At 53.3% G+C, this 14348-nt stretch carries 14 protein-coding genes; 7 read left to right on the top strand and 7 right to left on the bottom strand.

All coding sequences use genetic code 11. From position 1 onward, the window contains the following. Positions 1 to 13: 13 nt before the first annotated feature. Genes AC1RKH_RS00665 through AC1RKH_RS00655 form a run of 3 tightly spaced genes read right to left on the bottom strand, consistent with a single transcriptional unit; the run spans position 14 to position 3084 of the window. Positions 14 to 1117: an extracellular solute-binding protein gene (locus AC1RKH_RS00665; RefSeq protein WP_493060668.1), complete on the bottom strand. Its 1104-nt coding sequence runs from the start codon at positions 1115 to 1117 to the stop codon at positions 14 to 16. Between the two features lies 1 nt (position 1118). After that, positions 1119 to 2027 carry an N-carbamoylputrescine amidase gene (gene aguB / locus AC1RKH_RS00660; protein WP_493060667.1) on the bottom strand — a complete coding sequence of 303 codons (909 nt, stop codon included), beginning with the start codon at positions 2025 to 2027 and terminating at the stop codon, positions 1119 to 1121. A 4-nt stretch (positions 2028 to 2031) separates the two neighbouring features. Beyond that, on the bottom strand, positions 2032 to 3084 hold the full coding sequence (locus AC1RKH_RS00655; RefSeq protein WP_493060666.1) for an agmatine deiminase family protein: 1053 nt from the start codon (positions 3082 to 3084) through the stop codon (positions 2032 to 2034). A 134-nt stretch (positions 3085 to 3218) separates the two neighbouring features. On the opposite strand from AC1RKH_RS00655, the gene AC1RKH_RS00650 reads away from it, so the two are divergent. From AC1RKH_RS00650 to AC1RKH_RS00630, 5 genes are all read left to right on the top strand, one after another. Beyond that, positions 3219 to 4091 carry a LysR substrate-binding domain-containing protein gene (locus AC1RKH_RS00650; RefSeq protein ID WP_493060665.1) on the top strand — a complete coding sequence of 291 codons (873 nt, stop codon included), beginning with the start codon at positions 3219 to 3221 and terminating at the stop codon, positions 4089 to 4091. 164 nt (positions 4092 to 4255) lie between these two features. Further along, a complete protein-coding gene (locus AC1RKH_RS00645) occupies positions 4256 to 4633 on the top strand; it encodes a c-type cytochrome (protein WP_493061355.1) in 378 nt (125 codons plus the stop codon). 129 nt (positions 4634 to 4762) lie between these two features. Next, positions 4763 to 5419 carry a hypothetical protein gene (locus tag AC1RKH_RS00640; RefSeq protein WP_493060664.1) on the top strand — a complete coding sequence of 219 codons (657 nt, stop codon included), beginning with the start codon at positions 4763 to 4765 and terminating at the stop codon, positions 5417 to 5419. Positions 5420 to 6417: 998 nt separating this feature from the next. After that, positions 6418 to 6795, top strand: a complete 378-nt coding sequence (locus AC1RKH_RS00635) for a c-type cytochrome (protein WP_493061354.1) — start codon at positions 6418 to 6420, stop codon at positions 6793 to 6795. A 107-nt stretch (positions 6796 to 6902) separates the two neighbouring features. Beyond that, positions 6903 to 7550 carry a VOC family protein gene (locus AC1RKH_RS00630; protein WP_493060663.1) on the top strand — a complete coding sequence of 216 codons (648 nt, stop codon included), beginning with the start codon at positions 6903 to 6905 and terminating at the stop codon, positions 7548 to 7550. Positions 7551 to 7722: 172 nt separating this feature from the next. Here AC1RKH_RS00630 and AC1RKH_RS00625 read toward each other — a convergent pair whose 3' ends face one another. From AC1RKH_RS00625 to AC1RKH_RS00610, 4 genes are all read right to left on the bottom strand, one after another. Next, positions 7723 to 8628 (bottom strand): hypothetical protein, encoded by a 906-nt coding sequence (locus AC1RKH_RS00625; RefSeq protein ID WP_493060662.1) that lies wholly within the window; start codon positions 8626 to 8628, stop codon positions 7723 to 7725. Between the two features lie 273 nt (positions 8629 to 8901). Continuing rightward, a complete protein-coding gene (locus AC1RKH_RS00620; protein ID WP_493060661.1) occupies positions 8902 to 9693 on the bottom strand; it encodes a hypothetical protein in 792 nt (263 codons plus the stop codon). Positions 9694 to 9864: 171 nt separating this feature from the next. Beyond that, positions 9865 to 11157, bottom strand: a complete 1293-nt coding sequence (drt2, locus tag AC1RKH_RS00615; RefSeq protein ID WP_493060660.1) for an antiviral reverse transcriptase Drt2 — start codon at positions 11155 to 11157, stop codon at positions 9865 to 9867. A 680-nt stretch (positions 11158 to 11837) separates the two neighbouring features. Further along, a complete protein-coding gene (locus AC1RKH_RS00610; RefSeq protein ID WP_024264653.1) occupies positions 11838 to 12110 on the bottom strand; it encodes a hypothetical protein in 273 nt (90 codons plus the stop codon). Positions 12111 to 12479: 369 nt separating this feature from the next. Between AC1RKH_RS00610 and kdpF the strand changes: the two genes are divergently transcribed. Further along, entirely contained in the window at positions 12480 to 12572 is a 93-nt protein-coding gene (gene kdpF / locus AC1RKH_RS00605) for a K(+)-transporting ATPase subunit F (protein ID WP_019689681.1), read from the top strand. Next, a complete protein-coding gene (kdpA, locus tag AC1RKH_RS00600; RefSeq protein WP_493060659.1) occupies positions 12569 to 14341 on the top strand; it encodes a potassium-transporting ATPase subunit KdpA in 1773 nt (590 codons plus the stop codon). The genes kdpF and kdpA overlap by 4 nt, the downstream gene beginning before the upstream one ends. The last annotated feature ends 7 nt before the right edge of the window (positions 14342 to 14348 follow it).

Here is a 14348-nt window from a genome sequence, read left to right as displayed (position 1 = left end):
CGTACCTCTCTGTTCATTTCGCGGAAGCTGTCTTGAACTTGGTCCACGCCCGCATGCGCGCACGCATATCCGCCTGGGGAATGTCTTGGCCCGGAATCAGTCGTTCGTAAGTGGCGTCATCAAGGTAGATATCCGGATTGTTACGCATCACTGAATCGACGCTCGGACGCGCCTTGGCATTGGACGTAGGGTAACCGGTGAAGTTACTGATGGCGGCCATGTTCTCCGGACGCATGACGAAGTTGATGAACGCATAGGCGTATTCTGGATGCCTGGCGTCGACGGGGATCGCCATGGTGTCCATCCACACCGTGGTGCCCTCGCGCGGGATGTGATACTGGAACGTCGCTTTCTTGCCGGCGGCATCTGCTGCGCGTTGCGCCTGAGTCATATCGCCGCTGTAACCGAGCGACAGGCACAAGTTGCCGTTAACCAGATCGGTCACCGGTTGCGACTGGAACTTGCGGATGTACGGCCGTAGTTTCAGCAAGAGTTCATTGGCCGCTGCCAAGTCCTCCGGCTTGGCGCTGCGCGGCTCACGGCCGAGGTAGTTGAGCGCGACCGCCAGCACTTCGTCTGGCGAATCGATCAGGGAGATACCGCAGTCCGCAAACCTGGCGGCCAGCTCTGGCTTGAACAGCATGTCCAGGCTATTCACCGGTGCATCCGGCATGCGCTTTTTGATCTGCTCGGCGTTGTAGGTCAGGCCGATGGTGCCCCACGTGTAGGGGACGGTGGCCTTGTTCGAGTAAAGATAATGCGTCCGTAGTTTCTGCAGACCCGGCTCGATGTCATTCAGCGCGGTGAGCTTTGACTTGTCCAGCGGCTGCAGGCTGCCGGCATGCATCAGACGCTCGCCAACGGTGTCGCCCGGAAAGATCAGGTCATAACCACTGCCGCCGGCCATCAGCTTGGCTTCCAGTGTTTCACTGCCATCCATGACGTCGTAGATCACCTTGATCCCGGTTTCGGCGGTGAACTTGGACAGGGTGTCCTCGGCGAAGTAATCGGCCCAGTTGTACAACCTCAGGGTCTTCTCCTCCGCGTGCGCCGACGACAAAGCACCGCTTAGAACCAGCCCCAAGGAGCAGAGCAAAAGCTTGTTGGTCACGTTCATGTCAAACCCCTTGAGTATTCCAGCGAGCATTAATGTGACGACCATCCAGGCTTAACAGCGCCCCGTACATGTCTGGACGACGGTCGCGGTAGATACCCCAGGTCAGGCGCTCTTCGCGCATGGCGGACAAGTCCAGGCTGTGTACCAGCACACTCAAACTGTCGCGGTCAGCCTCGGCGAGGAGCTTGCCCTTGTGGTTGCAGATAAAGGACGAGCCGTAGAAGTTCATCTGCAGGGTCGGATCGGTGGTCGCCACTTCTCGGCCGATGCGGTTGGCGGCCACCACCGGCAGAAGGTTTGCGGCGGCGTGGCCGCGCATGGTCATCTGCCAGTGGTCACGGGAATCCAGTGTTGCGCAGCCGGGTTCAGAACCAATGGCGGTGGGAAACAGCAAGACTTCGGCGCCCATCAACGCCAGGCAGCGGGCGGTCTCGGGGAACCACTGATCCCAACAGATCCCCACACCTATGCGCCCGAAAGCAGTGTCCCAGACCCGAAAGCCGGTATCGCCGGGGCTGAAGTATTCCTTCTCCTGATAACCGATGGCATTGGGTATATGCGTCTTGCGATACACCCCCAGCAATTGCCCATCGGCATCGGCCACACTCAACGAATTGAAGTAGGCATTGCCCGCCTTCTCGAACCAGCTCAGCGGCAGCACTACACCCAACTCCCGTGCCAGCGCGGCAAAGCGCTTGAGCACGGCGCTGTGCTGATACTCCTCAGCCAGCGCCAGGTGTTTGTGATGTTGCTCGATGCAAAAATAGGGCGAGGCAAACAGCTCCTGCAACAGGATGACCTGGGCGCCCTTGGCGGCCGCATCACGCACCAACTGCTCGGCCTGATCGAGGTTGTGTTTCAGATCCCAGGTGCAGGGCATCTGGGTTGTGGCAACAGTCAAAAGAGTCATGGCATTAACCCTTCAGTGGCCAGGCTGGCTGTTGCTGGGTAATGCAATGCACACCGCCGCCGCCATGGGCCAGATGATTGATTCGCACCGGCACCACCTCGCGCCCGGGGAACGCCTGACCCAACACTTCGGCAGCCACCTTGTCGGCATCGATCCCGTAGGCCGGCATGATGATCGCGTTGTTGGCGATGTAGAAGTTGGTGTAGGAGGCACAAAACACTTCAGCCTCGGTGTCCACGGCATCGGTGGCTTCATACAGTTCGATCAGCTCGAACGGTCGACCGCGGGCATCGGTTGCCAGCTCCAACGCACGACGGTTCTCTCGTACAACCTCGGCATACACCGAGTTCCTGTCATGAGTGGCGTCCACCAGCAGCACGCCAGGACGGGCGAAAGCGCACACGCCATCGACATGGCCGTCAGTCATGTCGCCGGTCACATAGTCTGGATCACCCGGCAGCCAGACGGTCTTCTTCACGCCTAGCAAGTGAGTGAAAATCTCCTCCATCTCGGCCTTGGTCATGCCCGGATTACGATTGGGGTTGAGCAATACCGACTCAGTGGTAATCAGCGTGCCTTCGCCGTCGACATGAATGGCGCCGCCTTCGTTACTCAGCGTGGGAGCAAAGCACTGAACGCCCAGGTGATCGAGTGCGCGGCGAGCCAGGCTTTCGTCCAGGTCAAAGGCCGACTTCCCGCCCCACGCGTTGAAGCGCCAGCTCACACCGGCCAGCCCCTGTTGCGGGTGGCAGATGAAGCTCGGGCCGGAGTCCCGGCACCAGCTGTCGTTCACCGCCAGCTCGATCAGTTCAATGTTTGGCCCACACAACGCTTTGGCACTCGCTACCGCAGAAGGATCAACGACCATTTTCACCGGTTCAAAACGGGCAATGGCGTTGGCCACGCGAGCGAAATCCTCTTGCACCAGCGCCAAGGTGACGCCCCAACCCGACTCCCAGAGTGCCTGGTTGTGCGGCCAAACCATCCAGGTTGCTGCGTGCCTGACCCATTCCGCCGGCATCAACCAACCACTGTTTTGAATTTCATTCTGCTGCATGACAAGCACCTTTAAGTTAAGTCATTGTGTTCAATGAAAACTGCCTATGCGGTCTTGGCATGCATGCTACGGCTGCAAAAACGGGCAAACAAACGATGGATTTTGTAGATAAATGATTAGAGGAACTTATCAGCATGCTCAAGCACTGGCCGCCTCTCGGCACCCTTCGCGGCTTTGAAGCTGCCGCCCGGCTGGGCAGTTTCCACAAGGCCGCCGAAGAGCTGCACCTCACCCAATCGGCGATCAGCCAGCAGATTCGCAGCCTTGAGGCGTACCTGGAACAACCCTTGTTCTATCGCAGTGGACGCAGCGTCAGCCTGACCGATGCCGGTCACGACCTGCTCAGCACTACCCAGGCGCTGCTACAGCAACTTGCCGTCGGCATTCGCCGCCTCGGGCAGTACCAAAAACCCAACCAACTGGTCCTCAACACCACCCCGGCGTTCGCCCGTCACTGGCTACTGCCCCGCCTGGAAGACTTCCGCCGCCAGCACCCGGAAGTTGATCTGTGGATCTTCAGTACCGATGAAGTCCCGGACATGACGAGCCAGACCATCGACCTCGCCGTGCGAGACGACATCAGCTCCCAGGCCGAATGCAGCTTCAAGGTGCTGCACGCCGACCGCCTTTACCCGGCGTGCCACCCAAGCCTGTTGGCGGTGCCCAGCGCACAGCGCACTACCCTCCATGGCGAGCGGGAAATGGACTGGAGTCACTGGGCGGTGGAGGCTGGCATCGATGTCGGCCAGAAGGATCAGGGGCTGAACTTCTCCGACCCCGGCCTGCTGCTGGACGCCGTTTGTGCTGGGCTCGGTATCGCCTTGGTCAGCCAGTTATTGAGTCAGCCAGCGCGCGCCAATGGGCTGTTGCAGCCGTTGGTTGAGGAGACCATTCGCGGTCCCAACTGGGCGCTGTTGACCCATCGGGACAGTGAGAATAATCCGATGGCGCGGAGTTTTAGTGGGTGGTTGCTGAGCAAGCTGGCAGTGGGGAGACAGGTGATGTAGAGGTTTTGGGGTGTGGGTTTCGGTCAGTTGGGACGGGCAAGAGTCGGCCAAGAGCTAACGTGCCCAGAACTACTTGCCTATGGCAAAGCAGCTTCGGATAAACTAACGCCAGCTCAGTAGAGACGCGCTCTAGCATTCACGGACGAGACAAAACCCACATGTTAATGAAAACATCATTCATCGCTTCGCTAGTAACTTTATCGCTGATTCAAACACCACTATCCTTCGCGGATAATGCCAATGGGAAAAATCTCTATTTACAGAGATGTGTCATGTGCCACGGAATAGATATCAAAGGAACAGGACCACTGGCTAATAAAAGCAGCCCTCCTACACCTGACCTTACGACATCCGCTTTCAAAAAAAGACTAAATGATTATCCTGGCGTTATTGTGTCATCGATAATACTTCGTCCAAATGGAGACTTGATTCCAAAAACGTTGCGAGAGAACGGTGTAAAGATTCCGCCACACGCTTGGAGCATTAAGGATCTACGCGAGTTAAATCAATACATGAGTGGTGTGATTTCAAAAAATCGATGATTTTGAGATGAGCAATGAACAGTGGACGGACTTATTTATCTGCTATCAGCCTGGATGCAATGAAAAATAAATCTGCCCCACGTCTCTTCACCCTATAGCTTTAGCCTTGGATAATTCAGGACAGAAAATATGAGCTATATCGACACGATAAAACATGAGTTAGTCGGACACATCAATGGCTTAGCCATATATCACCCCCTAGAGCCTATTGAAGCAGGAGGATGGGGAGACCGTAACTTTTCATGTTCTCCCGACAATTTGGTTATCGGGGGCGGAGCCGGCGAACATCCGGCAATAGTCGTCCACGGACTAGGATCATTAGCTGCATCGTATATTCTTTTTTGCATTGAAAAGAACACAGAGCACTTCCCGGAAAGTTTTATTACTCCACCAGAAGACACAATTGTTCGGCTCAGTAACATTGCGTATGACACGGAAGAAAACTTGGAGTTTTGCGGTTGGTCGATGATAAAAATTCGAGATTTTGTGGAGCTGGCAAAATCCCCCTTACACGTCACGCCTCTTTCGGAGAAGCAGAATCCAGAAGAATGGCTGAAGGAATCCATTGGTGAATTTATATATTATTCACTTCCTGAACTCAATCCATTTCATGAAGAGATCAACAGCCTCCCCGGCATAGAAAATTGGCATCCTGGTTACTTGATGCGCAACGTAACATGCCCACCACCTAACTACTTTAAAAGCAAAGAAGAGTCACTTCGCAGCACCCATTTCCAAGAGCAAGGCTTTTTTCGCTGGGACTATAGTTATCCGCCAAAGGAATAAGGGTCATGTACCTCAATGAAAACGGGACAGACTTATTTATCGACCATAAGCCTCGACGCAATGAAAAATAAATCTGTCCCCTTTTCCAGGCGTTGCCAACTTCGGAGAGCGATGGATTGTGAGCCAAGGCCCCACGATAAATGCAACAGTCAACATACACCACGCGTTTGCGAGCCACATGATGGTTGCCCCGATCCAAGGCGCAAAATGTGCTCTGGACTTCCTTTATGATGCGTACGTGAAAAACATAAAATGATGTCAGCTAAAAAATTACTAATATTGGCCACTGCGCTGATTTGCAGCGCATGCGCTCGGACACCCAACATCCCGACTGCGTCATTGACGTTTGTAGGTTTTGCAAACTATGACGACGCGCTACTTTACGTGACGCTCGAATCAGATCAAAACCTGAGCGAGGTCTTCAATATCTACGAAAAACAGAATCAAAACACCCCTAAACTCGTATGCTCCTTGAATCATGACAAAAATTTCGATGTAAACCACACAATTAAGACACGAGGCATAGGCCTTTTGGAAGCTGACGTTATACCCAGTAAAAATGGACACTTTTATTTCCGCTCTTCGCTATCATTCAACACAACCGAAGAAAGAGAAATATCCATACCGACCCCAATCACCTCGGGCACAGTATTAGAGACTCTGTTAGCGGGGCAAGAGAGCGTCCCATGTCAAGTGCATATTACTGCTTATGGATTCAAAGCTTATTACACCAATACCGTATATATCCCTACCGCAAACCTGATTACACATTTAAAAGAAATGAATAATGCGGCTGAACGTCGCCAGTAATTGCTTAGCGCCAACGCGCTCCCTTATTCGCCTTATGGGAACATCTTTGTTCAAAATGGCACTTCGTCAGGCACGAGAGACAGAACACCTTGCTACCCATAGAGAAGGTCGTTCGAATGATTGAATTTGATTTGAACACAGTAGAGACGCTCTCTAGCATTCACGGACGAGACAAAACCCACATGTTAATGAAAATATCATTCATCGCTTCGCTAGTAACTTTATCGCTAATCCAAACACCACTATCCTTCGCGGATAATATCAATGGGAAAAATCTCTATTTACAGAGATGCGTCATGTGCCACGGAATAGATCTCAAAGCAACAGGACCATTGGCGAATAAAAGTAATCCTCCTACACCTGACCTTACGACATTCGCTTTCAAAAAACGACTAAATGATTATCCGGGCGTTATTGTGTCATCGATAATACTTCGTCCAAATGGAGACTTGATTCCAAAAACGTTGCAAGAGAATGGTGTAAAGATTCCGCCACACGCTTGGAGCATTAAGGATCTGCGCGATTTGAATCAATACATGAGTGGTGTGATTTCAAAAAGTCGATGATTTTGAGAAGAAGGGGATGGCGCGCTCAACCGGTCAACGTAACGTCATGGTGTATCTGTTGTTACTATTTCCACCTCGTTAATAAAAGGTATCCGGAGGTTCGGCGCATGAAAACTACCCTTGACCACCTCGCCATCGTCGCCCCCGACCTCGACACCGGCTGTGCCTTCGTCACCAACGCACTCGGCGTGGGGCTTCAACCGGGCGGCGTGCATCCGCGCATGGGCACTCATAATCGGTTGCTGCGCCTTGGCCCGGAGACTTATCTGGAAGTGATTGCCGTGGACCCGTCCGCCAATCGCCCGGACCGGCCACGCTGGTTCGGCATGGACCAATTGGCCGCTGATACGCCGCAATGCCTGGCGACCTGGGTCGCACGCACCGACGACATCCACGCAATGAGCGAAGCCTGCCGCGCCATTATCGGGGAACCCGAACCCATGACCCGAGGTACGTTGTCCTGGCAGATCACCATTCCTGCCGATGGCCACCTGCCGCTGAATGGATCAGCGCCGACATTGATTCAATGGGAACAAGCGCAACATCCCGCCAGCGCGATGCAGGATCAGGGGTGTTCGCTGGTGGCGCTGGATGTGTTTGATCCTGATCCTGAGAAAGTCCAGGCGTTGCTCAGCGCAATCAACTTTTCCGGGCCGGTTCGTCTTCATGGGTTGGGAGCAAATTCAAAGCCCTATTTGGTGGCGCACATTCAAACCCCCACTGGTTTGAAAACATTGCCGATTGCTCATGGTTAGGACCAAAAGATCGCAAGCTTCGCCAGCCCCTACGTTGAAACGCATCGCCCACAAAGTGACCAAGCCAGGATCAGTTTTTGTCTAGTCCTGAAACAGGTGTACACCTTATTCAGGACGGGACATTTAAAGGAAAAATGGGTGTCCCTTTTTCGAAGCGACACCGACGCCAGCGTCAGGGCTCTGCTGGCCGCAGATAGGGCTCGATAAAGCCGCAGCCAAGAATCTCGTTCAGGCGTTGCGCATCGTTCATTCGGCGAAACAGTCCAATAGTCTTCCACGGCGCGTGACCATCGACATTGGGCGCTCCCAATCCGGCCAGCAGGTCGGCGATCAGTATTGATCGGGTCTCGAAAGAGATGCGTGTCAGCCCGGTGCTATTGCCGACGCCGGCATGGGCATGAGCCCCGGAAAAGGCGATCAAGCTCCCCGGAGCGATATCGACGGCAATCCCCTCCTGCGGGTCAATCGCTTCCAGCAGATGCGGAATGGCTTCGTCGGCATCCACGGCATTGCGGCCGTCTCGATGGGATCGCTGCAAAATGGCGCGCATATCGAAATCTGCGCTCGAATTACCCAGCGGTCGCTGCCAGAGGCCCGGATACAAGGCAACGGTACGCCCTGCCGCGATGGGATAGATGGGCGCCCACCAGTTGGTTTGTGCATAGATATTCGACCCCCAGGTATCGCGGTGAAACGCGATGGTGGCCGTCGTGCGGGCACGCAGCGTCGACTGTTCTGGCTCGCAATGCGGCTGAAAACGCAAATGCAGGCGATCGCACGCCAGGGTATCGGGGGCGATGCCAAGGCTTTGCACGACGTCCTGCCAGCGCTGCTGGATCTCAGCCGAGCCTGCGAAGTCGTTCTGAATTTTCGCAAAACGCTCAGTCTGCTCAGGGTGGCTCAAATGGCGATGGATCAGTTGCGGCGACCAGGGATGCAGCGCGTCTTCGAGGAACGCACGCGTATATTCCACCAGCGCCGTCATGGACTGCAGGTCAGTGAAGCGAATGATCTCGCCAGTATAGATCCGGTCATGCAATTGGCGAGCGGTGCTCGGTATGGCAAGCGAGCTGTACATGACTGGAAGTCCCCTGAAGGTGCGCCCCTGACTTTAGATCCACGCCGATTGTGGCGAAAGTGGCAGGTGAGGCGAAAAAGCGCGGATCAGGCCCTGGGGACGTGAGCTACAGGTGACCTTCAAGCCATGAATGAGGCGCTTATGGCAGTTCTTGGCAGACAGTTAACGGCCAAAAGCGGCCAGTCGTAGAAATGGTCGATTGTTCCAAGCCGGCTTAGTCATCGGCCATAAGCGCAATCAGAGATTGCTACCTGCTCAATGAAAGCCATCAACTTATTTCGAAGCTTCTTTTTGCGCAGCAATGGATTTCCAGTACCTATCTATCACTCTGTCCCAGCCGCCGGGACGATTATTACCTGTAGAAATAACGAACGAACCCTCATCACTCTTAAAAATATTGAACTCGTTTTTAACCTTCCAATAAAACTTATCCTCTGCCATTTTTAATGGCTCACCGAAAGCCTGCTCTAATTGAACTTGAAGATAATCCGAGCCAACTGACCTGTCGGCACCATGTTTAGACATATACATTATTTGATATATCGTTTGCGAAGCATCATCTAAGTAGTAGTAAACAACACTTCCAAAGAAGGGGTGAGCAACCTCCACAGTAATAAATCCGTCTTCTTTTTTTATAGGGAAGCCTTCAAATTTTTTTTCAACTGCACTGACGGACTGCCCAACCTTAACCTTGTCAAACGACGATGGATAAACTCCTCCTTCAAAAAATAGATTCCCTAGTTTAAGCCTTGAGAATTCTAAATTTGTTTTTTCTAGCATCGCCTTAACAGACGCCAGCTCTGAAGATAAATGTCCTTTTTCAGATAGATAAGAAGACTTATCTATCTCTATATTTTTTTCAGTTATTAACTTTTGCGCATTGACATCTTTGACCTGTCTCTCCAACTCACTCACCTTGTAATCGCTCGCTGCCATTTGGGCTGGCAGCAATACTTCTTTATATAAGGCGATGCATATGGCAATAGTTCCGGCTACCGAAACGCCTGCTACGTAAACTGGATGATCGACCCAGCTTCGCTGGGACGATAGGCTCTGATTGGTCATACTTACCCTTTAATTCAGTCGGTTGTACTTCACATTGCCGACAAAGCTAATTTCATCTAATGACTTTGCATGAAAATTAGGACGGATTTATTTTTCAGAAAATAGATCCGTCCTCTTTGTTTATTATCCGCCCGTGTTTCTCCACTACTCAGAACTAATGCGAACTCTTTATTAATCACTTGAGCTAGCATCAGCTAACAATTTTTTTAGCTTTTTCCAATGAGAACGCAACTGCTTCCTAATTGATTGGGATTCCATAATATTTGCAGCCCGGAACCCATATGAAATGAAGTTCCTCCGCCCAAGGTAGCTATAACCTCTATAGATAGTACGAAGGAAAAGCTCTCGCGGAAGCTCCCCCCTTCCAGCCCGGAGTTCATTACAACGATCCATTGCTTTCTTACTTACCCAGATACGTTTGCGAAGCTTTTTATAGTATCTCGTTATAGATGATGATCGAATATGCTCGCGCTGCCCATCAAACGAAAAGCCAAGGTAATGCACCGGCTTATCAGAACGAAGTTTACCAGCGGCGTCAAATATAAATTGTCTAATCTCCGTTTTCTTCTCCTGCAAATTCAACCCCAGCTTTCTAATTTCATCATTCACAAACTCATAAATCTCATCTTCCTTTTCCGAATCACATATGACGAGTATGTCGTCGCAGTAGCGATAGAAGACTGCCTCTGTCAAGGACAATTTGGAAAGTAAACCGAGATCAAACTCCAGCATATAGATATTGGACAGGAGCGCACTTATTGGAGATCCTTGCGGAATGCCTCGTGACTCAGGGTTGGTAGCAAGAAGCCCTCCACCCCTCACATCATCACGGAATCGCTTAGCCGAACAGAGGCGCTTATCCTCAACTCGTGGATTGTGGACCGACACACCGAGCTTATTATAGAGGGCGACTTTATCGACGCGAGAACTCTTGGTGATCGCCTTGAAAACCGCAAAATGGTCAGCCGGAAGTTTTCCGACTCCTAGCAACTTAGCCCAAGCGGCCTTCAACCGTGAATGATCAAGACGATCAAAGAATTTTTCAACGTCGAATGCAAGAACGCAGCACTCTCCCTTAGACTTGATCTCGCAGAACGCATCATGTGCAAAATGAATATTACTTTTTCCATCAATGGAGCGAAAAGCCAATACCGACGCATGCAAACCACGTCGCACTAGCTCCTTCTCATACAGCTGACTTAAAACGAAGCAGTAATAAGCATATATATGCGAATCCAAGTGAGCAGAGTAACTGATTGGCCTAGGCTTGGGGTTCTTGACGAACACGCCTCGATCATTATCTAACCGATATTTCAGAATCACCGAGGTGTAGGTGATAAAAGGATAAAATGAATGAGCTGCGACTTTCTGAGGAGATGAAACGTAATCCAGTGCAGCTTTCTGACCAACAGGACGATCAAAGTGAAGATACTTTCTAGGTTTGTACCACGACAACTCGTCCATGCTCACACCTTGATAAGCCAACCGGCGGGACTAGGATGGCGGCAATCCCTAAACCGCCCCGCCGGCTAAACTTAATGCTCTAAACATTATCCATCTTTTCAGACTAGGCCGCGTATTGCTAGAGTTGACGTATAGTGTCAGTATCACGATTACATCTGGAGGTTCTCAATGAAGAGATTCCGCGTGCTGTTGTTCGCCATGTGTATCCCGCTGATAAATAATCATGGGTGGCTTGACAACTTGTGATCCACCTCGTAGCCTAATGCCACAAGCACTCTGAATCTAGCACAAGGAATGTGATCACGCCTAGGGAGCGAATCATAATTTTTCACCCCTAGCCCCGCCCGAAGAAACCAAGCTGCCTTCCAAACATCGTAGTTTTACACCGGAAAAATAAGATGCGATGCTCCCAGATGGTTATGCCCGAGGTGCTTAGCAGTGTGCAACTGGAGTCTTCGTGAACCCGATATTTGAACTGCCCCTAATTTCCTAGACTCATTCGAAAGTCCGCTCCTGGCCGATAGCAGTCATCGGTGCATGCAGGATAGCCAAGATCGCAGCCTACGCCAGGCTCCCACGCCAAGCAGTCGAGTCCGTACGTAAATCCGGAGCTGCCGCAGGCTGCGATCTTTTAAGCGCTTAACGGACCGGCATCACACCCTCAGAGCCCCCGTTTCCATTCACTTCCCCGCCTCCTCCCGCAAGCGTCTACCAATCACATCCATCAAATCACACCCATCGCGCAACGGAATGGCCAGCAGTTTGGCGAAGTCGGCGAGCACCACCGTGTCGCTCTCGATGTCGGCACGAAAGGCGATATTTTCCAGCACCTGAGTGACCGTGCGGATGCGGTAGTCGGCAGTGGCTTGCAGCACGTCGAGTGGGGCTTGGGTGTCAATGAGCAGCGAGGCCGGGATCAGGTCGATTCCGGTGAGGGGCATGTATCGATTCATTTTGAAGATCTCTTATTGATGGGATCCTCTGTTGATCAGGTCGCCAAACCTAGTCGCCATGTGGGCGACGGAGCGAACTATAAGCCTCACCCAATCACGGGGCAAGGTGACGGATTCTTGGGTTTACGTAGGACCTGTATTGACGCGGTCCTGAACCTTTAAACAACCTGTTGTACCTGAGCAGCATCTTTATCAAATCTTTATTTCCCCGCCCCTAATCCTGTCAACAACTTTCCAAGCGTCCATTTAGGCTTTCCTCATTACCGGAGGAAACGCCATGGACTTCATCTTTTTGCTACTCGGCGCCCTGTTTTTCATCACCCTGGTCGGCTTGGCGCAAGGCTGTGCAGCGCTCAACAGGAGACGGTCATGACGGGCTTCTATCTGTTCGGCGGGCTGATCGCCGCCGGTTTGCTGGTTTACCTGGTCGCCGCGCTGTTGTTTCCGGAGGACTTCCTGTGACTATTCAAGCCTGGGTTTTACTCGGCGCCTTTCTGCTGGCGCTGGGCATTCTTGCCTGGCCCCTTGGGCGCTGGCTGACCACCGTGATGGAGGGCCGGTTTGCCTTCGGCTCGCGCATCGAGTCGCCGCTGTATCGCCTTGCTGGCGTTAAACCTGACGTGCAGATGGGCTGGCTTCAGTACGCCCTCGCGCTGATCCTGTTTAACGCGCTCGGGATGTTGGCGGTGTACGCCTTGCAACGCTTGCAAGGCGTTCTGCCATTCAACCCGCAGGGGTTTGGCGCCGTGACGCCCGACTCGTCGTTCAATACCGCCGCCAGTTTCGTCACCAATACCGACTGGCAAGCCTATAGCGGCGAGTCGACGATGAGTTACCTGACCCAGATGCTCGCGCTGACGGTGCAGAACTTCCTGTCCGCCGCCACCGGTATTGTGGTGGCGATTGCGCTGATCCGGGGATTTGCCCGCCACAGTGCAGACAGCATCGGCAATGCCTGGACCGACCTCACCCGCATTACGCTGTGGGTGTTGTTGCCGCTGTCGCTGATATTCGCGCTGTTCTTCGTCAGCCAGGGTGCGATTCAGAACCTTGACCCGTACAAGGACGTCTCGACACTGGAGGTCATGCAGTATCAGAACCCGGTGCTCAATGATGCCGGCCAGCCGACCCTCGATGCCCAGGGCAACCCGGTGACCAAAGCCGCCAGCACCGACAAGCAGACGATTGCCATGGGGCCGGTCGCTTCGCAAGAAGCGATCAAGATGCTCGGCACCAATGGCGGTGGTTTCTTCAACGCCAACTCGGCACACCCCTATGAGAACCCGACAGCGCTCACGAACTTCTTTCAACTGATCGCGATCTTCCTGATCCCGACCGCACTGTGTTTCGTGTTCGGTCATGTTGTGGGTGACATACGCCAAGGCTGGGCGCTGCTGGCGACGATGACGATCATTTTCGTGATCGCGGTGGTGGCCGTCACCCATTACGAACAACTCGGCAATCCACAGTTTTCCGCGCTGGGTATCGATACGGCGGCGGGCAACATGGAGGGCAAGGAAGTGCGCTTCGGCATCAGCGCCTCCAGCCTGTTTGCGGCTGTGACGACGGCGGCTTCATGCGGTGCGGTCAACGCGATGCATGACTCGTTCACCCCACTGGGCGGTGCGGTGCCGCTGGTGCTGATGCAGCTCGGCGAAGTGGTGTTCGGCGGCACCGGCTCGGGGCTGTACGGCATGCTGGTGTTCGCCATCCTCGCGGTGTTTATCGCCGGTTTGATGATCGGTCGTACCCCCGAGTATCTGGGTAAAAAGATCGAAGCCTACGAGATGAAAATGGTCGCCATCGCGATTCTGGTGACGCCGCTGCTGGTGCTGTTCGGGACCGCCATTGCGGTGATGGCCGAGGCCGGCAGGTTGGGAATCGCCAACCCCGCAGCCCATGGCTTTTCGGAAATTCTCTACGCCTTCACCTCGGCAGCCAACAACAACGGCAGTGCGTTCGCCGGTCTGTCGGCCAACACCCCGTTCTACAACACCATGCTGGCGATCGTCAGCTGGTTTGGCCGCTTCGGCGTGATCGTACCGGTGCTCGCCGTCGCCGGCAGCCTCGCCGCGAAGAAACGCCTGGCCGTCACCGGCGGCACGATGCCGACCCACGGGATGCTGTTCGTGGTGCTGCTGATCGGCACGGTGTTGCTGGTCGGTTTGCTGAACTATGTGCCGGCGCTCGCGCTGGGCCCCGTCGTCGAACACCTCATCATGATCAAGTGAGACCACG

Source organism: Pseudomonas sp. GW822-FHT06B12 (genome assembly GCF_058799675.1).
The sequence above is the reverse complement of the archived record's forward strand: the minus strand, read 5'-3'. Positions and strand labels throughout refer to the sequence as shown.

Coding starts and splice junctions, on each gene's coding strand:
- AC1RKH_RS00620 (WP_493060661.1), bottom strand. CDS start 9,693: ATGACCAATCAGAGCCTATCGTCCCAGCGAAGCTGGGTCGATCATCCA.
- AC1RKH_RS00640 (WP_493060664.1), top strand. CDS start 4,763: ATGAGCTATATCGACACGATAAAACATGAGTTAGTCGGACACATCAAT.
- AC1RKH_RS00625 (WP_493060662.1), bottom strand. CDS start 8,628: ATGTACAGCTCGCTTGCCATACCGAGCACCGCTCGCCAATTGCATGAC.
- AC1RKH_RS00635 (WP_493061354.1), top strand. CDS start 6,418: ATGAAAATATCATTCATCGCTTCGCTAGTAACTTTATCGCTAATCCAA.
- AC1RKH_RS00610 (WP_024264653.1), bottom strand. CDS start 12,110: ATGAATCGATACATGCCCCTCACCGGAATCGACCTGATCCCGGCCTCG.
- kdpF (WP_019689681.1), top strand. CDS start 12,480: ATGACGGGCTTCTATCTGTTCGGCGGGCTGATCGCCGCCGGTTTGCTG.
- AC1RKH_RS00665 (WP_493060668.1), bottom strand. CDS start 1,117: ATGAACGTGACCAACAAGCTTTTGCTCTGCTCCTTGGGGCTGGTTCTA.
- AC1RKH_RS00645 (WP_493061355.1), top strand. CDS start 4,256: ATGAAAACATCATTCATCGCTTCGCTAGTAACTTTATCGCTGATTCAA.
- AC1RKH_RS00650 (WP_493060665.1), top strand. CDS start 3,219: ATGCTCAAGCACTGGCCGCCTCTCGGCACCCTTCGCGGCTTTGAAGCT.
- drt2 (WP_493060660.1), bottom strand. CDS start 11,157: ATGGACGAGTTGTCGTGGTACAAACCTAGAAAGTATCTTCACTTTGAT.
- aguB (WP_493060667.1), bottom strand. CDS start 2,027: ATGACTCTTTTGACTGTTGCCACAACCCAGATGCCCTGCACCTGGGAT.
- AC1RKH_RS00655 (WP_493060666.1), bottom strand. CDS start 3,084: ATGCAGCAGAATGAAATTCAAAACAGTGGTTGGTTGATGCCGGCGGAA.
- AC1RKH_RS00630 (WP_493060663.1), top strand. CDS start 6,903: ATGAAAACTACCCTTGACCACCTCGCCATCGTCGCCCCCGACCTCGAC.